The organism is Pseudomonas sp. Irchel s3a10, assembly GCF_900187525.1.
In the GTDB taxonomy this organism is placed as follows: domain Bacteria; phylum Pseudomonadota; class Gammaproteobacteria; order Pseudomonadales; family Pseudomonadaceae; genus Aquipseudomonas; species Aquipseudomonas koreensis_G.
This window is the reverse complement of sequence record NZ_FYDR01000001.1, coordinates 1,190,578-1,215,403: the sequence shown is the minus strand read 5'-3', so window position 1 is coordinate 1,215,403 and position 24,826 is coordinate 1,190,578. Positions and strand designations below refer to the sequence as shown.

At 59.5% G+C, this 24,826-nt stretch carries 24 protein-coding genes and 4 tRNA genes; 23 read left to right on the top strand and 5 right to left on the bottom strand.

Features of this window, described 5'->3' with window-relative positions; all coding sequences use genetic code 11:
• Nucleotides 1-71: 71 nt before the first annotated feature.
• The 11 genes from CKW11_RS05460 to CKW11_RS05410 all read left to right on the top strand — a co-directional run bounded on the left by CKW11_RS05460 (nucleotide 72) and on the right by CKW11_RS05410 (nucleotide 10,904).
• A complete protein-coding gene (locus tag CKW11_RS05460) occupies nucleotides 72-632 on the top strand; it encodes a CvpA family protein (RefSeq protein ID WP_045122548.1) in 561 nt (186 codons plus the stop codon).
• A gap of 41 nt (nucleotides 633-673) precedes the next feature.
• Entirely contained in the window at nucleotides 674-2,179 is a 1,506-nt protein-coding gene (gene purF / locus CKW11_RS05455; RefSeq protein ID WP_003226416.1) for an amidophosphoribosyltransferase, read from the top strand.
• Between the two features lie 73 nt (nucleotides 2,180-2,252).
• On the top strand, nucleotides 2,253-3,464 hold the full coding sequence (locus CKW11_RS05450; RefSeq protein WP_027611539.1) for an O-succinylhomoserine sulfhydrylase: 1,212 nt from the start codon (nucleotides 2,253-2,255) through the stop codon (nucleotides 3,462-3,464).
• Entirely contained in the window at nucleotides 3,461-4,237 is a 777-nt protein-coding gene (locus CKW11_RS05445; protein ID WP_095136725.1) for an SDR family oxidoreductase, read from the top strand. Before CKW11_RS05450 ends, CKW11_RS05445 begins: the two co-directional genes overlap by 4 nt.
• A gap of 217 nt (nucleotides 4,238-4,454) precedes the next feature.
• A tRNA-Val gene (locus CKW11_RS05440) sits at nucleotides 4,455-4,530 on the top strand.
• Between the two features lie 55 nt (nucleotides 4,531-4,585).
• Nucleotides 4,586-4,662: transfer RNA gene (locus tag CKW11_RS05435), tRNA-Asp, on the top strand.
• 94 nt (nucleotides 4,663-4,756) lie between these two features.
• Nucleotides 4,757-4,833 (top strand) — tRNA-Asp (locus tag CKW11_RS05430).
• A gap of 496 nt (nucleotides 4,834-5,329) precedes the next feature.
• Nucleotides 5,330-8,161: a xanthine dehydrogenase family protein molybdopterin-binding subunit gene (locus CKW11_RS05425; RefSeq protein WP_095136724.1), complete on the top strand. Its 2,832-nt coding sequence runs from the start codon at nucleotides 5,330-5,332 to the stop codon at nucleotides 8,159-8,161.
• Nucleotides 8,154-8,693: a (2Fe-2S)-binding protein gene (locus tag CKW11_RS05420; RefSeq protein WP_095136723.1), complete on the top strand. Its 540-nt coding sequence runs from the start codon at nucleotides 8,154-8,156 to the stop codon at nucleotides 8,691-8,693. Before CKW11_RS05425 ends, CKW11_RS05420 begins: the two co-directional genes overlap by 8 nt.
• Before the next feature lie 2 nt (nucleotides 8,694-8,695).
• Nucleotides 8,696-9,931, top strand: a complete 1,236-nt coding sequence (locus tag CKW11_RS05415; protein WP_095136722.1) for a cytochrome c — start codon at nucleotides 8,696-8,698, stop codon at nucleotides 9,929-9,931.
• A gap of 1 nt (nucleotide 9,932) precedes the next feature.
• Nucleotides 9,933-10,904, top strand: a complete 972-nt coding sequence (locus CKW11_RS05410; protein WP_095136721.1) for an XdhC family protein — start codon at nucleotides 9,933-9,935, stop codon at nucleotides 10,902-10,904.
• A 147-nt stretch (nucleotides 10,905-11,051) separates the two neighbouring features.
• Here CKW11_RS05410 and CKW11_RS05405 read toward each other — a convergent pair whose 3' ends face one another.
• Nucleotides 11,052-12,335 (bottom strand): FAD-binding oxidoreductase, encoded by a 1,284-nt coding sequence (locus tag CKW11_RS05405; RefSeq protein WP_095136720.1) that lies wholly within the window; start codon nucleotides 12,333-12,335, stop codon nucleotides 11,052-11,054.
• 184 nt (nucleotides 12,336-12,519) lie between these two features.
• Here CKW11_RS05405 and CKW11_RS05400 point away from each other — a divergent pair.
• The 3 genes from CKW11_RS05400 (at nucleotide 12,520) to CKW11_RS05395 (ending at nucleotide 13,578) form a co-directional block, all read left to right on the top strand.
• A tRNA-Val gene (locus CKW11_RS05400) sits at nucleotides 12,520-12,596 on the top strand.
• A gap of 225 nt (nucleotides 12,597-12,821) precedes the next feature.
• Nucleotides 12,822-13,085: a hypothetical protein gene (locus tag CKW11_RS27640; protein WP_143499929.1), complete on the top strand. Its 264-nt coding sequence runs from the start codon at nucleotides 12,822-12,824 to the stop codon at nucleotides 13,083-13,085.
• Nucleotides 13,086-13,122: 37 nt separating this feature from the next.
• Entirely contained in the window at nucleotides 13,123-13,578 is a 456-nt protein-coding gene (locus CKW11_RS05395; RefSeq protein WP_095136719.1) for a DUF2214 family protein, read from the top strand.
• Nucleotides 13,579-13,792: 214 nt separating this feature from the next.
• On the opposite strand, the gene csrA is transcribed toward CKW11_RS05395, so the two are convergent.
• Nucleotides 13,793-13,987 (bottom strand): carbon storage regulator CsrA, encoded by a 195-nt coding sequence (gene csrA, locus CKW11_RS05390; protein ID WP_003179932.1) that lies wholly within the window; start codon nucleotides 13,985-13,987, stop codon nucleotides 13,793-13,795.
• Between the two features lie 250 nt (nucleotides 13,988-14,237).
• Here csrA and CKW11_RS05385 point away from each other — a divergent pair, with 250 nt between their 5' ends.
• Both CKW11_RS05385 and CKW11_RS05380 read left to right on the top strand, forming a co-directional pair.
• Nucleotides 14,238-14,606: an SPOR domain-containing protein gene (locus tag CKW11_RS05385; protein ID WP_095136779.1), complete on the top strand. Its 369-nt coding sequence runs from the start codon at nucleotides 14,238-14,240 to the stop codon at nucleotides 14,604-14,606.
• A gap of 85 nt (nucleotides 14,607-14,691) precedes the next feature.
• Complete coding sequence (locus CKW11_RS05380) at nucleotides 14,692-15,603, top strand: siderophore-interacting protein (protein ID WP_095136718.1); 912 nt, start codon at nucleotides 14,692-14,694, stop codon at nucleotides 15,601-15,603.
• Between the two features lie 55 nt (nucleotides 15,604-15,658).
• Here the strand turns inward: CKW11_RS05380 and CKW11_RS05375 are convergent, their stop codons facing one another.
• The 3 genes from CKW11_RS05375 to CKW11_RS05365 form a co-directional block, all read right to left on the bottom strand.
• Nucleotides 15,659-16,348, bottom strand: coding sequence for an endonuclease (locus tag CKW11_RS05375; RefSeq protein WP_003226397.1), 690 nt, complete (start codon nucleotides 16,346-16,348; stop codon nucleotides 15,659-15,661).
• Nucleotides 16,349-16,352: 4 nt separating this feature from the next.
• On the bottom strand, nucleotides 16,353-16,622 hold the full coding sequence (locus CKW11_RS05370) for a DUF1654 domain-containing protein (RefSeq protein ID WP_371917862.1): 270 nt from the start codon (nucleotides 16,620-16,622) through the stop codon (nucleotides 16,353-16,355).
• A gap of 197 nt (nucleotides 16,623-16,819) precedes the next feature.
• Nucleotides 16,820-17,908 (bottom strand): asparaginase, encoded by a 1,089-nt coding sequence (locus CKW11_RS05365; RefSeq protein ID WP_095136716.1) that lies wholly within the window; start codon nucleotides 17,906-17,908, stop codon nucleotides 16,820-16,822.
• Nucleotides 17,909-18,257: 349 nt separating this feature from the next.
• Here CKW11_RS05365 and CKW11_RS05360 point away from each other — a divergent pair, with 349 nt between their 5' ends.
• The 7 genes from CKW11_RS05360 (at nucleotide 18,258) to rbsD (ending at nucleotide 24,824) form a co-directional block, all read left to right on the top strand.
• Nucleotides 18,258-18,713 (top strand): hypothetical protein, encoded by a 456-nt coding sequence (locus CKW11_RS05360; protein ID WP_095136715.1) that lies wholly within the window; start codon nucleotides 18,258-18,260, stop codon nucleotides 18,711-18,713.
• 203 nt (nucleotides 18,714-18,916) lie between these two features.
• Nucleotides 18,917-19,873 carry a sugar ABC transporter substrate-binding protein gene (locus tag CKW11_RS05355; RefSeq protein WP_095136714.1) on the top strand — a complete coding sequence of 319 codons (957 nt, stop codon included), beginning with the start codon at nucleotides 18,917-18,919 and terminating at the stop codon, nucleotides 19,871-19,873.
• 57 nt (nucleotides 19,874-19,930) lie between these two features.
• Complete coding sequence (locus tag CKW11_RS05350) at nucleotides 19,931-21,484, top strand: sugar ABC transporter ATP-binding protein (protein ID WP_095136713.1); 1,554 nt, start codon at nucleotides 19,931-19,933, stop codon at nucleotides 21,482-21,484.
• Entirely contained in the window at nucleotides 21,481-22,458 is a 978-nt protein-coding gene (locus CKW11_RS05345) for an ABC transporter permease (RefSeq protein WP_095136712.1), read from the top strand. Before CKW11_RS05350 ends, CKW11_RS05345 begins: the two co-directional genes overlap by 4 nt.
• Before the next feature lie 3 nt (nucleotides 22,459-22,461).
• Nucleotides 22,462-23,481 carry a LacI family DNA-binding transcriptional regulator gene (locus CKW11_RS05340; RefSeq protein ID WP_095136711.1) on the top strand — a complete coding sequence of 340 codons (1,020 nt, stop codon included), beginning with the start codon at nucleotides 22,462-22,464 and terminating at the stop codon, nucleotides 23,479-23,481.
• Between the two features lie 24 nt (nucleotides 23,482-23,505).
• On the top strand, nucleotides 23,506-24,423 hold the full coding sequence (gene rbsK / locus CKW11_RS05335) for a ribokinase (protein WP_095136710.1): 918 nt from the start codon (nucleotides 23,506-23,508) through the stop codon (nucleotides 24,421-24,423).
• On the top strand, nucleotides 24,420-24,824 hold the full coding sequence (gene rbsD / locus CKW11_RS05330) for a D-ribose pyranase (RefSeq protein WP_095136709.1): 405 nt from the start codon (nucleotides 24,420-24,422) through the stop codon (nucleotides 24,822-24,824). Before rbsK ends, rbsD begins: the two co-directional genes overlap by 4 nt.
• Nucleotides 24,825-24,826: the final 2 nt, after the last annotated feature.

The following is a 24,826-nucleotide window of genomic DNA, read 5'->3' as shown; positions in this document are numbered from 1 at the left end:
GAAAATCGCAGCTTACCGACAGCGGTGCGCTCTGCTAAAATGCGCCGCCTTATCCGTCTGTAGGCTGCACTGTGCCATTTACCATGGTTGACTGGGCGATTGTTGCAATCATCGCCATCTCCGCTTTGATCAGTTTGAGCCGCGGCTTCGTCAAGGAAGCATTATCGCTGGTGACCTGGATCATCGCAGGAGCGGTTGCCTGGATGTTCGGTGGCTCACTGTCCGAGTACCTCGCCGGATACATCGAAACCCCATCGGCTCGCGTGATCGCGGGCTGTGCCATCATGTTCGTCGCCACACTGATCGTGGGCGCAATGATCAATTATCTTATCGGCGAGTTGGTGCGCGTGACCGGGTTGTCCGGCACTGACCGATTCCTGGGCATGGCCTTCGGCGCGGCGCGTGGCGTGTTGCTGGTGGTCGTGGCAGTCGGGCTGTTGAGCCTGGGGCCGGTACAGCAGGACGGGTGGTGGAAAGAATCACAGCTCGTGCCAAAGTTTCTATTGGTCGCCGACTGGTCCAAAAACCTGATTCTCGGGTGGAGCAGTCAGTGGCTTGCCAGCGGAATCAGCGTACCCGCTGATATTCCGTTCAAGGAGCAACTCTTGCCGTCGGCCAAAACGCCTCAGTGAGTGTTGTTCAGTTCAGATCCATTAAGTAGGGGTTGCGTCGCATGTGTGGCATCGTCGGTATCGTCGGTAAGTCGAACGTCAATCAGGCGCTGTATGACGCGCTAACCGTGCTCCAGCACCGCGGCCAGGACGCTGCCGGTATCGTGACCAGCCATGATGGCCGGTTGTTCTTGCGCAAGGACAATGGTCTGGTGCGTGACGTGTTTCAGCAGCGTCACATGCAGCGCCTGGTCGGCCACATGGGGATCGGCCACGTCCGTTACCCGACTGCCGGCAGCTCGACCTCGGCCGAAGCGCAGCCGTTTTACGTCAACTCGCCTTACGGCATCACCCTGGCGCACAACGGCAACCTGACCAACGTTGAACAGTTGGCCAAGGAAATCTACGAATCCGACCTGCGTCACGTCAACACCAGTTCCGACTCGGAAGTGCTGCTGAACGTTTTCGCTCACGAGCTGGCCCAGCGCGGCAAGCTGCAGCCGACCGAAGAAGACGTGTTTGCCGCCGTGACCGACGTGCACAACCGTTGCGTCGGCGGTTACGCGGTGGTGGCGATGATCACCGGTTACGGCATCGTCGGTTTCCGTGACCCGCACGGCATCCGTCCGATCGTGTTCGGCCAGCGTCACACCGACGAAGGCGTCGAGTACATGATCGCTTCCGAAAGCGTTTCGCTGGACGTGCTCGGTTTCACCCTGATCCGCGACCTGGCCCCGGGCGAAGCGGTCTACATCACTGAAGACGGCAAGCTGCACACCCGTCAGTGCGCGACGAACCCGTCCCTGACCCCGTGCATCTTCGAGCACGTCTACCTGGCGCGTCCGGACTCGATCATCGACGGCGTGTCGGTGTACAAGGCGCGTCTGCGCATGGGCGAGAAACTCGCCGAGAAGATCTTGCGCGAGCGTCCAGAGCACGACATCGACGTGGTCATCCCGATTCCGGACACCAGCCGCACCGCCGCGCTGGAGCTGGCGAACCACCTGGGTGTGAAATTCCGCGAAGGCTTCGTCAAGAACCGTTACATCGGCCGGACCTTCATCATGCCGGGCCAGGCGGCGCGCAAGAAGTCGGTTCGCCAGAAGCTCAACGCCATCGAACTGGAATTCCGCGGCAAGAACGTGATGCTGGTCGACGACTCGATCGTACGCGGCACCACCTGCAAGCAGATCATCCAGATGGCCCGTGAGGCCGGCGCGAAAAACGTCTACTTCTGCTCGGCGGCCCCGGCCGTACGCTTCCCGAACGTTTACGGCATCGACATGCCGAGCGCTCACGAACTGATCGCACACAATCGTTCGACTCAGGACGTGGCGGATCTGATCGGCGCAGACTGGCTGATCTATCAGGACCTGCCTGACTTGATCGAAGCGGTCGGTGGCGGCAAGATCAAGATCGAAAACTTCGATTGCGCGGTGTTCGACGGCAAGTACGTCACCGGCGACGTCGACGAGGCCTACCTGGACAAGATCGAGCAGGCACGCAACGATGCCTCCAAGGTCAAGACCCAGGCGGTCAGTGCGATCATCGATCTGTACAACAACTGAGTTTCTACCGGCCCTGAGGGGCCGGTTTTGTATCTGACTTTTAATTTTCAAGAACAGGGCAAGGAGTGACAGCATGAGTCAGGAATGGGATGCCGGTCGGCTGGACAGCGACCTCGAAGGCGTAGCGTTCGATACCCTGGCCGTACGTGCCGGTCAGCACCGTACGCCGGAAGGCGAGCACGGTGATCCGATGTTCTTTACCTCCAGCTATGTGTTCCGCACCGCTGCCGACGCGGCTGCGCGGTTTGCCGGCGAAGTGCCGGGCAACGTGTACTCGCGCTACACCAACCCGACCGTGCGCGCGTTCGAAGAGCGCATCGCTGCGCTGGAGGGTGCCGAGCAAGCGGTCGCCACCGCCACGGGCATGGCCGCGATCATGGCGGTGGTGATGAGCCTGTGCAGTGCCGGCGATCACGTGCTGGTGTCGCGCAGCGTGTTCGGTTCGACCATCAGTCTGTTCGAGAAGTACTTCAAGCGTTTCGGTGTGCAAGTCGACTACGTGCCGCTGGCCGATCTCTCGGCGTGGGATGCGGCGATCAAGCCGAACACCAAATTGCTGTTCGTCGAGTCGCCGTCCAATCCGCTGGCCGAGCTGGTGGATATCACCGCACTGGCGGAAATCGCTCACGCCAAGGGCGCAATGCTGGTGGTCGACAACTGCTTCTGCACGCCTGCCTTGCAGCAGCCGCTGAAACTCGGTGCGGACATTGTCGTGCACTCGGCAACCAAGTTCATCGACGGCCAGGGCCGCTGCATGGGCGGTGTGGTGGCCGGTCGCAGCGAACAGATGAAAGAAGTCGTCGGCTTCCTGCGCACCGCCGGGCCAACTTTGAGCCCGTTCAACGCGTGGATCTTCCTCAAAGGCCTGGAAACCCTGAACCTGCGGATGAAGGCGCACTGCGCCAACGCCCAGCAACTGGCTGAATGGCTGGAGCAGCAGGACGGTATCGAGAAAGTCCATTACGCCGGTCTCAAGAGCCATCCGCAGCACGAACTGGCCCAGCGTCAGCAGAAGGGTTTCGGTGCGGTGGTGAGTTTCGAGGTCAAGGGTGGCAAGGAGGGTGCGTGGCGCTTTATCGATGCCACCCGTTTGATCTCGATCACCGCCAACCTCGGTGACAGCAAAACCACCATCACTCATCCGAGCACCACCTCCCACGGCCGCCTGGCGCCACAGGAGCGGGAAGCGGCGGGGATTCGTGACAGCCTGATCCGCATCGCGGTCGGACTGGAAGACGTGGCGGACCTGCAGGCTGATCTGTCGCGCGGTCTGGCGGCGTTGTGATCGAATTGTCTACTCCGAAGGCGGGCACCCATGGCCGCGTGGCGCTGGTTACCGGTGCTGCGCGCGGCATCGGTCTGGGTATCGCGGCCTGGTTGATCAGCGAAGGCTGGCAAGTGGTGCTGACCGATCTTGATCGGGTGCGCGGTTCGAAAGTGGCGAAGGTGCTGGGCGAGAATGCCTGGTTCATCGCCATGGACGTGGCGGATGAAAGTCAGGTGGCGCTCGGCGTTGCCGAAGTGCTCGGGCAATTCGGTCGTCTCGATGCGTTGGTGTGCAACGCGGCGGTGGCCGACCCGCACAACATCACCCTGGAAAGTCTTGATCTGGCCTATTGGAATCGGGTGCTGGCGGTGAATCTCAGTGGGCCGATGCTGCTGGCCAAGCACTGTGCGCCGTATCTGCGGGCGCACAACGGCTCGATCGTCAATCTGGCCTCGACCCGTGCGGCGCAGTCGGAGCCGGATACCGAGGCTTATGCGGCGAGCAAGGGCGGATTGTTGGCGTTGACCCATGCGCTGGCGATCAGCCTTGGGCCGGAGATTCGCGTGAATGCGGTCAGCCCGGGCTGGATCGATGCGCGGGATCCTTCTGCGCGTCGAGCCGAGCCTCTGGCCGATGCCGATCATGCTCAGCATCCGGCGGGCAGGGTGGGGACGGTCGAGGATGTGGCGGCGATGGTCGCGTGGCTGTTGTCGCGCAATGCCGGGTTTGTGACCGGGCAGGAGTTCGTCGTGGATGGTGGCATGACCAAGAAGATGATTTATACCGAGTAGATCGCGTTCTTCTCCTGAATTTGCGTCAAATGGTCTGCCGTCTTCGCGAGCAAGCTCGCTCCCACATTTGGAATGCGATCCCCCTGTGGGAGCGGGCTTGCTCGCGAATGCGGTCTTGCAGGGTGGAAACAATTTTGTCTTTTTCAGAAAAACTTCAATCCTGCTATTGACTTAGGTTCGCTACCTGCGTAAATTTCGCGGCCTCGGAGATGCAAACGGGTGATTAGCTCAGCTGGGAGAGCGTCTGCCTTACAAGCAGAATGTCGGCGGTTCGATCCCGTCATCACCCACCACTCCCCGAGAAACTTGCGAAAGCAAGAGGTAGGCTGAAAGTGCCTCCACCGACGCGCAGCGGTAGTTCAGTCGGTTAGAATACCGGCCTGTCACGCCGGGGGTCGCGGGTTCGAGTCCCGTCCGCTGCGCCATATTTTACGAGTCAGACATTGTCTGGTTCGCGATTGCAAAGCACCGAAGCTTTCAATCAAAACGAGTTACTTGAGCGCAAGCTCAAAGCGATACGCAGCGGTAGTTCAGTCGGTTAGAATACCGGCCTGTCACGCCGGGGGTCGCGGGTTCGAGTCCCGTCCGCTGCGCCATATCTGTTTCAAGGACCACTGAACGCCTTGAAACACCGAAAGCAACCGTTGGTTGTTTCGGAATCGATAGCAAAGACCCTGGTCGAAAGGCCGGGGTTTTTTGTGTCTGAAATTTGGCAATTCTTCTTTTTCCTCCCCCTATCCCCGAATCCAACACAAATCCCCCTGTGGGAGCGGGCTTGCTCGCGAAAGCGGTATGTCAGTTGAAAAAGGGCTGCCTGACACCACGCCTTCGCGAGCAAGCCCGCTCCCACAGGGGGTTGTCGAATTGCCCGGCGATCTGCTGCGGTGCCACGTCGCATTGATTTTTTGATTCTTTAGTCAAATTTTTGTAACTGGTTGTTTGCCGGACGCTCAGAAACCTTTAAAGTTAACCTTTCGGTCAGCTTTGCACTGTCAACACGCCCTTTGTTTCGCCAAGAAGGGCTTCTGCAAGACTCGAGATTCCCAGTAGATAACCAGAAGGGCGGACACATAACCGCCCAGAGGATGATCCATGTCCAACCGTGATATATCCCGGCGCTCGTTCCTCCAGGGCGGGCTGGTGGCGGGTGTGAGCGTCACGCTCACGCCGCTCAGCAGTCAGGCGCTGGCTGCCTTGATGGAAAACAGCGTAACCGTGCCGTCTGAGAAGTGGCTCGGCAACAACGGCAAGGCACGCCAACGTAACGATGCCCTGTCCAAGGTCTGCGGCAACAAAGTGTTTGCCCGCGACATTCGCTCCAAGGACATGCCGGGCTGGCCTGAGCAGCAAGGCCACGCCATGCTGCTGAAAACCATCAAGGCCGACCGAATCTACGAAGGCTACGACCTGTCGTGGCTTGGCGCCGACTTGCAACCTGACCGTATCGTCACCGCTGCCGATCTGGACAAGGACGGCATCGTGTTCCCGGAAGAACACGCGCCGGATCCATTGCTGCCGGAAGGCAAAGTGCCGATGTTCATCGGCCACCCGGTAGCGATCCTGATCTGGAACGATTTCGAGCGTTTTCGTCAGGCCAAGAACAAACTCAAATTCAATGACAAGGCGATTCGTTACGGTGCACAAGTGCCGTACTACGAAGGCGACCCTTATGGCAGCTTCCGCTACGTGCGCGTAGGTGGCCCGACTTCGGCCGACGAAGACGAATTCGCCAGCCTCAAGGATTCGATCCTGTTCCCGATGCTGAAGAACCGGCGCCCGGTATGGAATTCCCAGCCGAACCTGCACGGCAATCTGACCGAGCGCGGCCTGTTCTACGCTGACCGCATGAAGCAGCAGATCGACACGCCGCCGGACAACTGGCTGGTGTTCGACGAGCGCTACAAGACCCCGTCGATCGAACCGGCTGCGATGGAGCCGGACAACGGCAACGGCTGGTACGACCCGAAAACCAAGACCCTGCACTTCGTGGTCGCTACTCAGTGCCCGCTGGAAGCTGCGACCGAGACCGCGAAAATGATCGCGCCGTCGCGCTTCGGCCTGGCCAACCTGAACATGCACCCGGGTTACACCGTGGGTTACGGTTCCAAAGACCACAACATCTTCGTCTACTACGCGGCCCTCGCTGCGCTGTATGGCGCCGGTGTGCCGGTGCGTCTGGCGAATGATCGCTACGAGCAGTTCCAGAGCGGCATCAAGCGCCACCCGTTCGACATCCGCTACCAGCTCGCAGTGGACAAGAGCGACTACAGCTTCAAGATTTTCCGTGCCGAAATGAGCGTCGACGGTGGCGGCCGCATCAACTACAGCCCGTCGGTAGCGGCAGTCGGTGCCACCGCAGCGCAGTCGATCTACTACATGCCGCAGAACGACCTGCAGGTCACCGCTTACCACTCGCGTGGTGTTGAAGCGGGTTCGATGCGCGGTTACGGCACCCTGCAAAGCATGGCGGCGACCGAAATGATGATCGACGAAATCGCCAATCGCCTTGGTGTTGACGCGATTGATCTGCGTCGCAAGAACGCCTTGCGTTCGGGCATGAAAAACACCCAGGGCGCGATTCCGGCAGGTGCCTTGCGCCTGCACGAAATTCTCGACAAGGCCTCGGTGCACGAAGTCTGGAAAAACCGCGACGCGATCAAGAAGCAGCGCGAAGCCGCCGACCCGGACAACTGGTACGGCGTCGGTTTCGCCATTTGCCAGAAAGACTTCGGCACCGGTTCCGAAGCGCCGATGGCCAGTATCGAATTCACTGCTGAAGGTCGCATCACTCTGCGCCACATCGGTATCGAAATCGGCACCGGCATGTCCACTTCGCAAGCACTGGTCGTTGCCGATTTTCTCGGCAGCCCGGCACATGAGGTGAAGACCGGCGAAACCGAATGGCAGGAAATGCAGCTGATCACCAGCGGCAACCCTTACATCATGAGTCAGGCCGAGCAGGACAACCTGCTGCGCAACCCGCGCTGGGTCGGCAAACTGGCCTCCGCTTCGTCTGCCACCAACTCGGCTTACTACTTCAGCCACGCCACCCGTGAAGCGGCGCGCGTGCTGTTCAACAACGGTTTGTGGCCGGCGGCCATGGAGATCTGGCGTCAGGGCCCTTACGGCGGACAAGCCAACCCTTACGTGGTACGTCGCGAAGATGCGCATTGGGTCGACGGCAAACTCACCGCCAATGGCATGCAGCCGTTGAGCTTCGAAGAACTGGCCAAGCACGCTCACGAGCGTGGTCTGGTGACCGGCGCTACCGTGCACGCGTTCAATCGCTGGAGCTGGGCCGAGGCCGAATACAGCATCGACGGCGTGCGCGAGCGTCTGCCGCTCGACGGTCTGGCGGTGAAGTACGGCGATGGTGCGCCGAAAGCGAAGAAAGCGTTGATGAGCACGGCGGGTTTCCACCTGCTGGATCGACAGAACATCAACTACCCGGTGGTCCAGTTGAACAACGCCGCTGTGACTTACTACAGCCCGGTGGCCACGCTGGTCGAGCTGAAGGTCAACAAAGGCTCGGCGGAAGTCGAAGTGCTCAACCACCATTCGTGGGTCGAGTGCGGTCGGGTGCTGGTCGAAGAACTGGTCAAGGGCCAGCTCGAAGGCGGGATCGCCATGGGCATCGGTCACGCACTGATGGAAGAGATGCCGCTGTACGAAGGCGGGCCGGGGGAGGGTGACTGGAACTTCAACCGTTATCGCCTGCCGATGGCCCGTCACGTGGCGGTGTGGAAGCAGACCGCGGAGATTCTGCCACCGCTGTCGCCAAGCGATCCGTCCAAAGGCATCGCCGAAGTGGTGATGATCCCGGTGGTCGGTGCCATCGGTAACGCCGTGGCGCACGCCATCGGTAAACGTGTTCGCGATCTGCCAATCACTGCTGCGCGCATCAAGGAGGCCCTCAATGGCTAACCGTCCGCTTCAACTGACCCTCAATGGTCAATCCGTCGGCCCGGTGGACATCCCTGATGACCTGCCGATGATCGACTACCTGCACGAATACAAGAACCTCACCGGTTCGCGCCTGGGCTGCGGCCAGGGTATCTGCCACGCCTGCGTGGTGATCGTCGACAACCCGGACGGCACCAGTGAAGAAGTGCGCACCTGCATCACTGGCGCGCATTATTTCGAAGGCAAGAAAGTCCGCACCATCGAAGCTCACGCCAAGCGTGACGAGCAAGGGCAGGTCACTGAGCTGAACCCGATCCAGCAATGTTTCGTCGACGAATTCGCCTTCCAGTGCAGCTACTGCGCGCCGGGTTTTGTCAACGCCGCGACGGTGCTGGTGGAGAAGCTGCAGCGCCAGCCAATCGTCAAAAGCCAGCTGGAAAAAGTCATCGAGGACAGCCTCGGTCATCACATCTGCCGTTGCACCGGGTACGTGCGTTACTACAACGCTACGCGCAACGTGCTGACCGATCTCGGCCTGGTCAAGGAGGGTTGAGCATGAAGCATCTATTGACCCGCCTGACCCTGGCGGTCGGGCTGGCTGCGCCGGTGTTGTTTGCTCACGCTGATGATCAGGTCAAGCGCGGCGAATACCTTGCTCGCGCTGCCGATTGCATGGCGTGCCACACCGCACCGGGCGGCGCACCGTTTGCCGGCGGACTACCGATCGTCTCGCCGTTCGGCACGATTTACGGCACCAACATCACCCCGAGTAAAGAGCACGGCATTGGTCTGTACAGCGATGACGAATTCTTCGCTGCGCTGACCGAAGGCAAGCGTCGCGACGGGGCGAATCTGTATCCGGCGATGCCGTACACCTCGTATCACCTGATGCCGCGGGAAGACTCGGATGCGATTCATGCATACCTGAAAACCATCGAGCCGATCGAGCGCGCCGCGCCGGTCACCAGCCTGAGCTTTCCGTTCAACGTGCGTCCGGGCCTGATCGGCTGGAACATGCTGTACGGCAAAGCCTTGAAGCTGGAGTCTGGCGAAGGCAAAAGCGAAGCCTGGAAGCGCGGCCAGTACATGGTCGAGGTGCTCGGTCACTGCGGCGAATGCCACACACCACGTGGCCTGCCGGGTGCGATGCAGTTGGATAAACGCCTGACCGGCGGCATCCTCAACGGTTATCTGGCGCCGAGCCTGCTCGCTACCGATCTGGCGGCGCGCGGCTGGAATCAGCAGGATCTGGGCACGTTCCTCAAGCACGGCATGAGCGCCCAGGGCACGATGTTCAACGAGATGTTCCCGGTGTTCCACAACAGCACCCAGGGCCTGAACGATCAGGATCTGGCGGCGATGGCGACGTTCCTGCTTGGCGACAAACCACCTGTAGCCAAAGAGCTGACTGAAGTGTCGCTGGACAAACTCAGCCCGAGCGCTCAGCGCGGTCGTCAGGAATATTTGAACGTCTGCGCCGGTTGCCATGCCGCTGGTGGTGAAGGCAAACCGCACATCGCCGTGGCCATGCGTGGCAATACCACGCTGCGCCTGGAAGATCCGCGCAACCTGCTGCGGGTGATCGAGGACGGTATCGGTGAGCAGAAATTCGCCGGGTTCGAACACATGCAGCCAATGCCGGGTTTCGCCGACAAGCTCAAACCTGAGCAACTGACCGATCTGCTCAACTACCTGCGTCAAGGCTGGGGCGGCCAGTCGGCAGAACTGGCGGTGAGCGACGTGCAGAAGCTGCAGGCGGAAGTTCCGGCGGTCGAGCACAAGGCGCACTGACATGCAGCATCTCGATCTACAGGTTGTGCGGCGGGCACTGGAGTGGTCGGTGGCGGGGCAGCGCATCTGGCTCTGCACGGTGCTGACCACTTACGGCTCGGCGCCGCGTGCGCCGGGTTCGCTGCTGGCGGTGAACGATAACGGCCAGTGGATCGGGTCGCTGTCCGGTGGCTGCGTCGAGGAAGACTTTCTTGAGCGCGTCGCTGAAGGTGCGTTTCTCGATGCGGTCAACGTGGTGCGTTACGGCGAAGGTGATGATCCGCGCTCGCGGGTCAGCCTGCCTTGTGGCGGCATTCTCGATGTACTGGTAGAGAAATTTGACGCCGACTGTGAGGTGCAGGCGCATCTGCGTGAGCTTGAATCGGCGCTGCTCGGTCAGCGCCGTTTGATTCGCGAGGTCGATCTGGCCAGCGGTGCGCGCAGTCTGTTCGCTGATCGCGAGCAGGGTGCGCGCATCGAACGCGAGATTGATCGGGTGCGGATTCGCATTGGTGCCGCCCAGCGCTTGCTGTTGGCGGGTTACTCCAGCGTGGCGCAGGCCTGTGCCGAGTTTGCGGTCGGGCTCGGCTTCGAAGTGATTCTTTGCGATCCGCGCGATGAAGTGCTCGAAGGCGTGGTGCTCAACGGCGTGGAGATTCGTCGACAGTTGCCGTCAGTGTTCATCGCCGATGGCGGTTGTCATCGCGATACCGCGGTGGTCGCGTTGACTCACGATCCGCGCATCGACGATCTGGCGATGATGGAGGCGGTGCGCACCGAGGCGTTTTACATCGGCGTCATGGGCTCGCAGCAGACTTCGCAGAAACGCTTCGAGCGCCTGCGCAGGATTGGTGGGCTGGGGGAGGCCGAACTGGCGCGGATTCATGCGCCGATCGGGCTTAACCTGGGCAGCAAGACACCGGCGGAGATCGCCTTGGCGGTGCTGGCGGATATCTTGCGGATCCGTAGCGGAATTGCCCGAGACCAGCTCTGATCTGAATTCTGCAAATACTTGTGGCGAGGGAGCTTGCTCCCGCTGGATTGCGCAGCAGGCCTTCTTTCTAGATAAAAGAGGGGCCGCTGCGCGACCCGGCGGGAGCAAGCTCCCTCGCCACAGTTGTTTGGCAGTCAAGAAAACTGATCAGAAACCCAATTTGTCACGCAACCCGTAATACCACGCACCCAACGCCGCAAACGGCGTGCGCAGTAACTGCCCGCCCGGGAACGGATAGTGCGGCAGATCGGCAAACGCATCAAAACGCTCCGCCTGACCACGCAATGCCTCGGCCAGCACTTTGCCGGCCAGATGCGTGTACGTCACGCCGTGGCCGCTGCAGCCTTGCGAGTAGTAGATGTTGTCGCCCAAGCGCCCAACCTGCGGCAGGCGCGACAGGGTCAGCAGGAAATTGCCGGTCCAGGCGTAGTCGATCTTCACGTCTTTCAGTTGCGGGAACGCCTTGAGCATTTTCGGGCGGATGATCGCTTCGATGTTCGCCGGATCTCGCGCACCATAAACCACGCCGCCGCCGAAGATCAGGCGCTTGTCGCCGGTCAGTCGGTAGTAGTCGAGCAGGTAGTTGCAGTCTTCAACGCAGTAATCCTGCGGCAACAGAGTTTTCGCCAGCTCATCGCCCAATGGTTCGGTGGTGATCACCTGAGTGCCGCACGGCATCGATTTGGCCGCCAGTTCCGGCACCAGATTGCCGAGGTAGGCGTTGCCGGCGACGATGATGAACTTGGCCCTGACCTTGCCTTGCGGCGTGTGCACCACCGGGTTGGCGCCGCGCTCGATGCGCACGGCTGGCGATTGCTCATAGATGGTGCCGCCGAGGGACTCGACCGCAGCGGCTTCACCGAGCGCCAGGTTCAGCGGATGAATATGGCCGCCGCTCATGTCGAGCATGCCGCCGACGTATTGATCGCAGGCCACCACTTCGCGAATGCGGCGCTGATCGAGCAGTTCCAGTTGGGTGTGGCCAAAGCGCTCCCAAAGGCGCTTCTGCGATTCCAGGTGAACCATCTGTTTGGCAGAGAGGGCGGCGAACACGCCGCCGTCCTTCAGGTCGCACTGGATGTTGTACTTGGCCACGCGCTCACGAATGATCCGGCCGCCTTCGAAGGCCATCTGCCCGAGCAGTTGCGCTTGCTTCGGGCCAACCGTGCGTTCGATGACGTCGATATCGCGGCTATAGCTGTTGACGATCTGCCCGCCATTACGCCCCGACGCACCGAAGCCGACCTTGGCTGCTTCCAGCACCTTCACGCGAAAACCGTTCTCCAGCAGAAACAACGCCGAGGACAGCCCGGTGTACCCGGCGCCGATCACACAGACATCCGTCTCCACATCATCCTGCAAGGCCGGACGTGGCGGTACGGCATTGGCCGACGCAGCGTAATAAGACTCTGGGTAAGGGGTGTTCGCCATCCTGCAGCCTCTGTTTAATATATTTTACGAGTGCGCCGATCCTACCCGAGTTGAAAAACCTCCGCCAGCCACCGGAAAAATCTTCTTCACCGGCCCGAAATTAAATATTTTGCATATTCATAGGGTTAGGTGAAAAAAAGGTGTTGACACCCCTCCGGAATTCCGTAGAATGCCGCCTCACAGCAGGCACGTAGCTCAGTTGGTTAGAGCACCACCTTGACATGGTGGGGGTCGTTGGTTCGAGTCCAATCGCGCCTACCAAACAAAATCCGCTCTGCTGGGCGGTCTGGAAGGGCTCACCGAAAGGTGGGCCCTTTTTTGTTGTCTGCGATTTGCAAAACTTTTGCAAAGATCCCGCCTCAAAGCACCGCTCTATCTGCTCCCTCGACACCTCACCTCTTCCGTTACCCATGCGCTTAGCGTGTTTCGAAATAACACGACCTAGTGATATGGCGTTCTGTGCTTTTTTGGATCCGTCGAAAAAGTGTGGATATTGAAGGGGTTACCGGTATTTTTAACCGACCGGTTATCAAAAAAATGTTGTTGCAGTTCGTGAACTTCAGTAACATCTGCCCCGCGTTCACCACCACGGTTTATGCATTTTTAAATCCCAAGCTTCCATCAGCTGCTTGGGATTTTTTTTGCCTGCGATTTGGTGAATCGCGCTTTCTGTCTCCCGGCTTCCAGTGCGAAGCTTTCCAACCCCACTATCGCGTGCGGGCGAAACCGGTTTTTTTCGACTACTACTGACTGGCGTTTTCCAGGGCTTTCTCAAAGGAGTTCGTCGATGCTGGTTCACTGGTTTCTCGCCGCGATTCATCTCTTGGCTTTTGCACTGGGCTTCTGGGCCGTGTTGACCCGAGGCACGGCGTTCAGTCGTCTGGCCGCTGGCGTCGGTGAAGCAAAGCGGGTTTTGCTTGCCGATAATCTGTGGGGGATTGCTGCGCTGGTGCTGCTGGTGACCGGTGGCATGCGCGCCTTCGGTGGCTTTGAAAAGGGCACTGACTACTATCTGCACCAGCCGCTGTTTCATTTGAAGATGACGTTGTTCGTGCTGATTCTGCTGGCAGAGCTGGCGCCGATGATCACGCTGGTCAAATGGCGGATCGCATTGGCGCGGGGCAAGGCGCTCGATACCGGACGTGCAAAGCTGTTCGCGCGGATCAGCCATGTCGAGGCGCTGCTGTTGGTATTGATGGCGATTGCAGCTAGCGGCATGGCGCGCGGCGTGACGTTCGGCTAACAAGGAGCAATTCCCTGTGTTCTCTCGGAAACGTCTGACAGCCAGCCTGGGTAGTCGCAGGTAGTATCGCGCTGCAGCAGAAGAGGGGGTAAAGGCGAGGAGGGGTGTCAGGCGCCGTGCCCAGCGGAGTGGGGCGCGGATGGCAGTACGGCGCGTGAATCTTTAGCCAGTCTTACGCGAAGGCAAACGGACTGGCTACTGACTGCGGGGTGGCTCAGGGCGTTTGTGGCTTGTCCGGGGCGGTCAGGCCAGCCTGAATGCGCTGATAGATCTCTTCACGGTGCACGGCAACGTTTTTCGGGGCGTTGATGCCGATACGGACTTGCTGACCGCTTACGCCGAGGATGGTGATCGTAATGTCATCACCAATATTTATGCTTTCACCGACTTTGCGGGTGAGTATCAGCATGGTCTTCTCCTTGATTGCTTTGTAGGGCACCTGATTCAGACAGTGCAGAGGTCGGTGGTACGTATAGATTAGTGCGAAGTCTCACGGTTTGGGTGCCTCTTTCTGACGCGCAGATGCGGCATTAATTCCCAGGGCGTAACTATACAGAGGCTGCAATCATCAATCTCGTTGTTTTGTGCCCATTTTGCGGGCCTCGCGAAGTATTTATGAATGTTAAGATCGCCGCTTTGTGATTTTCGAGGAAAGCGTTGTGCGCAAATTGGTCTGGATGGTCGCGGCACTGGCATTGGCAGGATGTGGTGAAGGCAAGAGTGTAGACGCGCAGAAGCCGAAAACGGCAGTCGCGGCCGCACCTGCGGCAGCGTCCGCCCCGCAATGGGACCTCGAAGTACGCGGTGAAACACCTCAGGCTGTCAGTGACCTGAGTGGCTGGTTGATCGAGCATGCGTTCGTGCCGACCGTGATCAAGGACAGCAGCGGCAAGACGCGGATCCTGATTGGCCCGTTCAACTCGCAGGCCGAAGCTGAAGCGCGCAAGGTGCAAGTGGATGCAGCATTGGTGAAGGCCAAGAAGCAGAATATCGAGTCGGTAATCGTGGAGCATCCGCTCGCGCCTTAAGCAGCGCATCAGCGGAGCGGCCTAAAGGACATCGCGGGCGATTCGTCTTATACGAGTCAACCACGATTTCTTGAAGGAGCTCCGCATGGCTTCCGCCGCTCCCTACAAACTCTTCAATGCGGTTCTGCACCGCAAGACGCTGGTGAGTCCGCACATGATGCGGATCACGCTCGCCGACCCTTCGATAGGTGACATGGCCACCTGGGCGCCTGATCAGCGCGTCAAACTGTTCTTTCCTGCTGAAGATGGATCGCCTGCAAGGCTTGTGCAGGAGGAGGGCTGGTACACCCGTTTTCGTTCGATGCTGGCGAGCCGGCGGCCAGCAATGCGCACCTACACCATTCGTCATTTGCGCGCCGATCAGGGCGAGGTCGACATCGACTTTGTTCTGCACGGCGAGACCGGTCCCGCTTCGCGCTGGGCGCTGCGTGCGCAGCCGGGAGCGTCGATGCAGATTCTCGCTCCCGACAGTAATTTTTCGGCACAGGACGCCGGAGGGTTCGAATGGAAACCGCCGCAGCTGCTCAAGGAGGTTTTGCTGGTGGCGGATGCCACGGCATTGCCGGCCGCCATGGGCATTCTTGACGAGTTGGCTGCCATGCCTGAACCGCCTCAGACTCAGGCGTACTTTGAGGTGGACAGCGCGCCAGACATGCTCCCGGTACCGGATTGGCCCGGGCTGTCGGTGCAGTGGCTGGTTCGCGATCAGGCGCTGGCCACAGTGGCTGGGACGCTGATGGTGGAGGCGGTGCAGCAGGCGTTCCTGCCGGCAGAGGATTCCTCGGTCGGGCAAGCTGCCGAACTCGCTGAAGTCGATATCGACAAAGACATACTCTGGGAGATCGCCAACACGGCCCCTCAAGGATTCTATGGCTGGATCGCCGGAGAAAGCGCTGCGGTCATGCGCCTGCGCAAATACATGATCAAGGAATGCGGTATTCCCCGCGAGTCACTCAATCTGATGGGTTACTGGCGCTACAACAAAGCTGGAAGCTAAAAGCAAAAAAGGCCTCGAACATCATGTTCGAGGCCTTTTCTTTTGCGCTGGAGGATCAGCCGCAGGCTTTCAGGTTTACCGGGCCGACAAATTCATTGCCGCGTCCCATCACGCACGCCACGCTCTGATTGCGCTGACGTTCCCAGTCCTGCACGGGATAGGTTTTGTCCCACGCTTCGTACAACTGCCGATCCTGTTTCGACAGGCGCAAGCCATACTGCTTGCTCATGTAGAAATAGGTGCGCGCGATCATGCCGCGAATCGACGGGCGCGGCATGACCTTCTTGGCCTTGAAATCGACCTGGGTCAGGCACGAGCCGTACTGCCCGGATTGCACCGGTAGCCAGCCATAACTGAAATTGCTGCGATCTCCGTTGACCTCGCCAATGCTCGGCACCAGGTTGTGCAGGTCGGCTTCGGCTTTCTGATAGCTCGGGTCATAGCGGGTGCAGTTCTTGCGTCCCCCCGATTGCCAGCATTGGCGCTGGTGGCCGAATTCCCACGCCGGGACGATGTGCTCCCATTCGATGCGCGAAGCACGCTTGGCATTTTTGCGTGGCACATAACCGCAAGCCTTCAGATCCACCTTGTTGCCGGTGTATTTGCACCCGCAGTAAAACTCGGTGGACTGCGGTGCATACAGTTTCCAGGCGGCCTTTTTAGCCTCGGTAAAAGTGCGGGGTGCGCCAGCCTGGGCGCCAAAAGCGATGAACAGCAACAGCAAGGCAAAACAGCGGACACTCATTGAATCAATCTTCCTTCGGCACAACCCAAAAAATCTGCACGCCGCCATCGTCGCGATAGGCGAGTGTGACGTTGTCGTTTTCGTCGATTTCCTCGAGCAGTTGCTCCCATGCATCCACAGGCTCGTCCGGCAGACGGAAGATCAGTGCTGCTTTGGCTTTTTGTGCGGTAGGGGAATTGATGATTTTCTGAACGCGCATACCCATGCGTTCGTAAGCGTCAGGAGCATCAGGAGAGGTGGCCACGAGGTTATCCTTATTAAGCTGTACGGGCATACAGTATTTAACTGTAGGCATTTTCGCAACTGCTTAAAATTCAAGAAAATCCTCTGACAGCGCTTTTCCGGTTTTGGTGTAGGTCGGGTCGATTAATTTGTGCGAAAAAGTCGCGCTTGGCGTAGATGGCGGCACCACCCGCCGCAGGCGAGTGGTGAGCATGCTGCCCGAGCCGGAAAGGCTCAGGCGAGGGGCAATCAATATTCCCAGAACATCCGTTGCAGCTCTTTGCTGTCGTTGGTTTTGGTCAGGGCGACCATGGCCAGGATGCGGGCTTTTTGCGGGTTCAGGTCGTGAGCGACCACCCAATCGTACTTGTCGTCAGGCTGTTCGGCGTTACGCAGGACGAAACCACCGGCGTTGGCGTGGGACGAGCGGATGATCTGCACGCCATCTTTACGCAAGGCTTGCAGGCTCGGCACTACGCGCGAAGACACTGAACCATTACCGGTACCGGCATGGATGATCGCTTTGGCGCCGGCCTGGGCCAGAGCCTTGTAAGCGGTGTCGTCGACGTTGCCGTAGGAGTAGGCGATTTCTACGTCAGGCAGGCTCTTGATGTTCTTGATGTCGAATTCCGAATCCATGGTGTGACGCTTGGCCGGCAAGCGGAACCAGTAGGATTTGCCTTCGACCACCATGCCCAGCGGGCCCCAAGGGCTTTTGAACGCCTCGGTCTTGATGTTGATCATTTTGCTGACGTCACGACCGGACTGGATCTCGTCGTTCATGGTCACCAGTACGCCTTTGCCGTGCGCTTCTTTGCTGCTGGCCACGGCCACGGCGTTGTACAGGTTGAGCATGCCGTCCGCCGACATGGCGGTGCCCGGACGCATCGAGCCGACCACGATGATCGGCTTGTCGGTTTTTTCCACCAGGTTCAGGAAGTACGCGGTTTCTTCCAGAGTATCGGTGCCGTGGGTGATGACGATGCCATCGACGTCTTTGCTGTCGGCCAGTTCGGATACGCGGCGACCCAGTTGCAGCAAGTTGTCGTTGGTGATGCTTTCCGAGGCGATCTGCATGACTTGTTCGCCACGCACATTCGCCAGTTTGCTCAACTCGGGGATGCCGGCGATCAGTTGTTCAATGCCGACCTTGGCCGCCTGATAGGTGGCGCTGTTGGCTGCGCTGGCGCCGGCACCGGCAATGGTGCCGCCCGTGGCAAGCACCACGACGTTGGCGAGTTTGGTCTGGGTTTCGACTTCTTTTGCCTGGAGGGCGGTGGGCAGGAGCAGGAGGAGGGCCAAAGCGCCCGGAACCAAGGTGTTGAAAGCAGATTTCATTATTTTTCTCTCTAGTAGTGAGACGGTGCTGATGCAGGTTCATCTAGATGCGCCCCGGGTCGATCTGGAGACTCGGGGTGCGGTGAACGGAGCAGGATCTGTACCAGCCGTACTTTGCGTGAGAGAAATGTTTAACTTGATGATTTACATCAAGATTTTGTGGAGTGATTAATTTCAGGGTGAATCGTTTATCCGGGTTTCCGAACAATGGAGGCTCTCGTGTTCGGCTCTCCGAAAGGGCGACGGCTTCTGGCGAACAAATCCGCATGCCGTTTGTGGATTTGTTGTTAAAGAAACCTGCGAGCAGGCCGATGGGTGTTCAAGGAAACTGAAAACCTATGGAGTTCACATGTCACTGACGATCGGTTTTTCAAACCCTGGTGCAGTCACCATCGGCGGTAAAACCGCAGCGACAATCAACGCAATGAGTCAGGCGGAAGAGGACGCTTCTGCCGAAGCGCTGGGCGTTGAAAAAGACCAGAGCAATCAAGTCCGCACCGGTGGTCCGGCACAGGAAGCCGAAAAGGCGGACAGCGCTGACAGCGGCAATAACTTGAGCGTCACGGTGAAAATGCTGCTCAAGCGCATGCAGGAATTGCAGAAGCAACTGCAGGAGCAGCAACAGCAATTGGCGGCGGCCCAGGCTGCGAGCTATCCGACGCCCGAGGCCAAGTCGCAGGCCGTCATGTCCGTTCAGGGGCAGATCGCGCAAACCAGCGGTGCGCTGATGGAAGTCGCCGCGGCACTGGTCAAGGAAATGTCCAAGGATTCCACCAGCGGCAACCTGGTCAGCACCACGGCCTAAGCAATGAGAGGCGAGTCACAAGACTCGTCCTCCTGCCATAAACGACGATTTCTGATTGTTGACAAATGTCGGCGGGATTCGCATAGTTCGGTCTACGCAAACGTTTGCGCGGCTTCCCCGGTGCATCATTATCCGGAAGAGAGCGCTGAAGCTTACGCCAGCGCGAGCGTTGCTCACAATAATCATAAGATCGGAGTGAACCCATGAAGCTGCCATTCGCTGGACGTCTTCTTGCTGTCGCTATGCTGGCTGCTGCAGCCGCCGCACTACCTGTCTCTTCGGCCTTCGCCGAGTCCCCGGAAAAACCCAAAGTCGCACTGGTCATGAAATCCCTGGCCAACGAATTCTTCCTGACCATGGAAGACGGCGCCAAGGCCTACCAGAAAGAACACTCCGCCGATTTCGACCTGATCTCCAACGGCATCAAGGACGAGACCGATACCGCCGGCCAGACCCGTATCGTCGAGCAGATGATTCTGGCCAAGGTCAACGCGCTGGTCATCGCACCGTCCGATTCCAAAGCCATGGTGCCGGTGATCAAGAAAGCCGTCGATGCCGGCATTACCGTGATCAACATCGACAACCAGCTCGATCCGCAGATCGTCAAAAGCAAAAACATCAGCGTGCCTTTCGTAGGCCCGGACAACCGCAAAGGTGCGCGTCTGGTCGGCGAATACCTGGCCAAGCAACTGAAGGCCGGTGACGAGGTCGGCATCATCGAAGGCGTGTCCACCACCACCAACGCCCAGCAACGCACCGCAGGCTTCAAGGATGCGATGGAGGCGGCGCAGATCAAGGTTGTCTCCTTGCAATCCGGTGACTGGGAGATCGACAAGGGCAACAAGGTTGCTGCTTCGATTCTCAGCGAATACCCGGATGTAAAGGCGCTGCTGGCGGGTAACGACAGCATGGCCGTTGGCGCTGTTTCCGCTGTGCGTGCTGCCGGCAAGGCAGGCAAGGTACAAGTGGTCGGCTACGACAATATCAATGCGATCAAGCCGATGCTCAAGGACGGTCGTGTGCTGGCGACGGCTGATCAGTTCGCTGCCAAACAGGCCGTGTTCGGTATCGAGACCGCGCTGAAAATCCTCAAGGGCGAGAAAGTCGACAGCGGCGCCAATGGCGTGATCGAAACGCCAGTCGAGCTGGTCACCAAGTAAGTCTTCCGGCGACACAACGGCGCTCGTCCGTCCCGACGAGCGCATGGAGAGTTTTTTATGTCAGTTTCCGCCCCGAACGCTGTCCTCTCGGTCAGCGGTATCGGTAAGACCTATGCGCAACCGGTGCTCACAGGCATCGACTTGACGCTGATGCGCGGTGAAGTGCTGGCGCTGACCGGTGAGAATGGCGCCGGTAAAAGCACGCTGTCGAAGATCATTGGGGGGCTGGTTACGCCCACCACCGGTCAGATGCAATTCCAGGGCAAGGACTACCGTCCGGGCAGTCGTACCCAGGCCGAAGAGCTTGGCGTGCGCATGGTCATGCAAGAACTCAATCTGTTGCCGACCCTGTCGGTGGCGGAAAACCTGTTTCTCGACAACCTGCCCAGCAACGGCGGCTGGATCAGTCGCAAGCAATTGCGCAAAGCCGCCATCGAAGCCATGGCGCAGGTTGGCCTCGATGCCATCGATCCGGACACCCTGGTCGGTGAGTTGGGTATCGGCCATCAGCAGATGGTCGAGATCGCGCGCAACCTGATCGGCGATTGCCATGTGCTGATCCTCGATGAACCGACCGCGATGCTCACCGCGCGTGAAGTGGAAATGCTCTTCGAGCAGATCACTCGCTTGCAGGCACGTGGTGTCTCGATCATTTATATCTCCCACCGTCTAGAAGAACTGGCGCGAGTCGCGCAACGCATTGCCGTGCTGCGCGACGGCAATCTGGTCTGCGTCGAACCGATGGCCAACTACAACAGCGAGCAACTGGTCACCTTGATGGTTGGCCGCGAACTGGGCGAACACATCGACATGGGCCCACGCAAGATTGGCGCCCCGGCACTGACGGTCAAGGGCCTGACCCGCTCCGACAAGGTGCGCGATGTTTCCTTCGAAGTGCGTGCCGGCGAGATCTTCGGGATTTCCGGGCTGATCGGGGCAGGGCGCACCGAATTGCTGCGACTGATCTTCGGCGCCGATCTGGCCGACAGCGGCACGATTGCGCTGGGTTCGCCGGCGCAGGTGGTCAGTGTGCGTTCGCCGGTTGATGCGGTGAACCATGGCATTGCCTTGATCACCGAAGACCGAAAGGGCGAAGGCTTGCTGCTCAGTCAGTCGATCAGCGCCAACATCGCCTTGGGCAACATGCCGGAGATTTCCAGAGCAGGAATCGTCAATGCCAGCGACGAAATTTCCCTGGCGCAGCGTCAGATCGATGCCATGCGCATCCGCAGTTCCAGCCCGACTCAACTGGTGTCGGAATTGTCCGGCGGCAATCAGCAGAAAGTGGTGATCGGCCGCTGGCTGGAGCGTGATTGCTCGGTGCTGTTGTTCGACGAGCCGACCCGCGGCATCGATGTCGGTGCCAAGTTCGATATCTATGCCTTGCTGGGCGAGTTGACGCGCCAGGGCAAGGCGCTGGTGGTGGTATCCAGTGACCTGCGCGAACTGATGCTGATCTGTGACCGGATCGGTGTGCTGTCGGCAGGGCGTCTGATCGATACCTTCGAGCGCGACAGCTGGACCCAGGATGATTTGCTTGCCGCCGCGTTCGCCGGCTATCAAAAACGTGATGCGTTGCTCAATGAAGCGGCGCCTAGGGATCTCCCATGAAAACTGCATCTTCCGCCGGCAAACGTAGTGGCAATTTCTACGGACTGGGCACCTATCTGGGCCTGGCCGGGGCCCTGTTGGCGATGGTGGCGCTGTTCTCGATGATGAGCAGCCACTTTCTGTCCTATGACACTTTCAGCACGCTGGCCAACCAGATTCCCGATCTGATGGTGCTGGCGGTGGGCATGACCTTTGTACTGATCATCGGCGGCATCGACCTGTCGGTGGGTTCGGTGCTGGCGCTTGCCGCCTCGACAGTCAGCGTGGCGATTCTCGGTTGGGGCTGGAGTGTGTTGCCAGCCGCGTTGCTGGGTATGGCGGTGGCGGCACTGGCCGGTACGGTGACCGGTTCGATCACCGTGGCGTGGCGCATTCCGTCGTTCATCGTTTCGCTCGGCGTGCTGGAAATGGCCCGAGGCCTCGCGTATCAGATGACCGGTTCGCGTACCGCTTACATTGGTGATTCGTTTGCCTGGCTGTCGAATCCGATCGCGTTCGGTATTTCGCCATCGTTCATCATTGCCTTGCTGGTGATCTTTATTGCGCAAGCTGTGCTGACCCGCACCGTGTTTGGTCGTTACCTGATTGGTATCGGCACCAACGAAGAAGCGGTGCGGCTGGCCGGGATCAATCCAAAACCGTACAAGATTCTGGTGTTCAGCCTGATGGGGCTGCTGGCCGGGATCGCCGCACTGTTCCAGATTTCCCGTCTGGAAGCGGCAGACCCGAATGCCGGCTCCGGCCTGGAGCTGCAGGTGATTGCCGCCGTGGTCATCGGCGGCACCAGTCTGATGGGTGGCCGTGGTTCGGTGATCAGCACCTTTTTCGGTGTGTTGATCATTTCGGTACTGGCCGCCGGTCTGGCGCAGATCGGTGCGACCGAGCCGACCAAGCGCATCATCACCGGCGCGGTGATTGTCATCGCGGTGGTGCTCGATACCTATCGCAGCCACCGCGCCAGTCGACGGGGCTAAGAGATGGCAACGATCAAGGATGTGGCGGCGCTCGCGGGGATTTCCTACACGACCGTCTCGCATGTGGTGAACAAGACACGCCCGGTCAGCCAGGAAGTGCGGCTGAAGGTCGAGGCCGCCATCAAAAGCCTCGACTATGTGCCGAGTGCGGTGGCGCGTTCGCTGAAAGCCAAGACCACTGCGACCATTGGCTTATTGGTGCCGAACAGCCTCAACCCGTATTTTGCCGAGTTGGCTCGGGGCATCGAGGATTACTGCGAGCGTAACGGCTACTGCGTGATCCTCTGTAACTCTGACGACAACCCGGATAAACAACGCAGTTATTTGCGTGTGCTGCTGGAAAAACGCATCGACGGCCTGATCGTCGCCTCCGCCGGTGGCGACATCGGACTTGCGCAAGGGCTGGCCGGGGTGAAAACGCCAATGGTCATTGTCGACCGCGGGCTGGATGGCGTGGATGCCGATCTGGTGCGCATCGACCATGAATATGGCGCTTATCTGGCGACGCGGCACCTGCTGGAGCTGGGCCATCGTGACATCGCCACCATCGGTGGTCCGTCGAGCACCAGCGTGGCGCAAATGCGTCAGGCCGGTTTTTGCCGGGCGCTGAAAGAGGCGGGCGTCACGGTGCGCCCCGAGCGCATGCTGGAAAGCGATTTCACCAGCACTGGCGGTTACAACGCGGCGGCGACCCTGCTCGAAAGCAATCCGCCGAGCGCGATCTTCGCCGGTAACGACATGATCGGTATCGGTGTGCTGCGCGCGGCGGCCGAACGCAATGTCCGCGTGCCAAGCGAGCTGTCGGTGATCGGCTTCGACGATATCCAGATGAGTCGCTATGTGTACCCGGCACTGACCACGGTCGGCCAGTCGATCCTGCAGTTGGGCGAAATGGCTGCCGAAGTGTTGCTGCGAAGGATTGCTACCCCGAGTCTGGTTACCGATCAACGGATCGTGACCCCGAGTATTGTCTTGCGCGAATCGACTGCGCCGCTGTCCGGCGTGTTCACCGAGTACCGCTGAAACCGAATTGACGAGTAGTGATGTATGCCAGCAAATGTAGTGGTAATAGGCAGCCTGAACATGGATCTGGTCACCCGGGCGCCACGGCTGCCCAAGGGTGGTGAAACGCTGATCGGTCATTCCTTTGCCACCGTGTCCGGCGGCAAGGGCGCCAATCAGGCAGTCGCTGCTGCGCGCCTGGGTGCACAGGTCGCGATGGTCGGCTGTGTTGGCAACGATGACTACGGCGTGCAATTGCGTGAGGCATTGCTGGCCGAGCAGATCGATTGTCAGGCGGTGAGCACGGTTGAAGATTCCAGTGGCGTTGCGCTGATTGTAGTCGATGACAACAGTCAGAACGCCATCGTGATCGTTGCCGGCGCCAACGGTGCAATGACCCCGGCGGTAATCGACCGCTTTGATGCGGTGCTGCAGGCGGCCGATGTGATTATCTGCCAGCTCGAGATCCCCGATGCAACGGTGGGGCATGCGCTCAAACGCGCACGTGCGCTGGGCAAGACGGTCATCCTCAATCCGGCGCCGGCCAGTCGTCCGCTACCGGCAGACTGGTTTGCCGCCATCGACTACCTGATCCCCAACGAAAGTGAAGCGGCCGCGTTGAGCGGACTGCCGGTCGATTCGCTGCAAAGCGCAGAAAGCGCGGCCAGCCAGTTGATCGCAATGGGCGCGGGCAAGGTCATCATTACCCTCGGTGCGCAAGGTTCACTGTTTGCCAATGGCAAAGGTTTCGAGCATTTTCCGGCGCCAAAGGTGCAGGCGGTCGACACCACTGCTGCGGGCGATACCTTCGTCGGCGGTTTTGCCGCGGCGCTGGCCAGTGGCAAATCCGAGGCCGAGGCGATCCGTTACGGGCAAGTCGCTGCAGCGCTGTCTGTGACCCGGGCCGGCGCACAACCTTCCATTCCAACCATGTCTGACGTACAGGCGTTCAAACCCGCATGAAAAAGACACCTCTGCTCAACGTCGCGTTGTCGCGGCTGATCGCCTCCCTGGGCCATGGTGACATGGTGGTCATCGGTGACGCCGGACTGCCGGTTCCGCCTGGCGTTGAATTGATTGATCTGGCGCTGACCCACGGCGTTCCGGATTTCGTCAGTACCCTGAAAGTCGTGCTCAGCGAGATGCAGGTGGAAAGCCATGTGCTGGCCAACGAAATCCTCGACAAGCAGCCGACCGCGCTGGTCGCGCTGGACGAGTTGCAAGAAGAGGGCGCCCTCGGTCGGCGTGATCTGCTGAAGCATGAGCAATTCAAGGTTCTCAGCCGACAGGCACGGGCGATTGTTCGTACAGGCGAATGTCAGCCGTACTGCAACATCGTGCTGGTGGCCGGGGTAACGTTCTAATC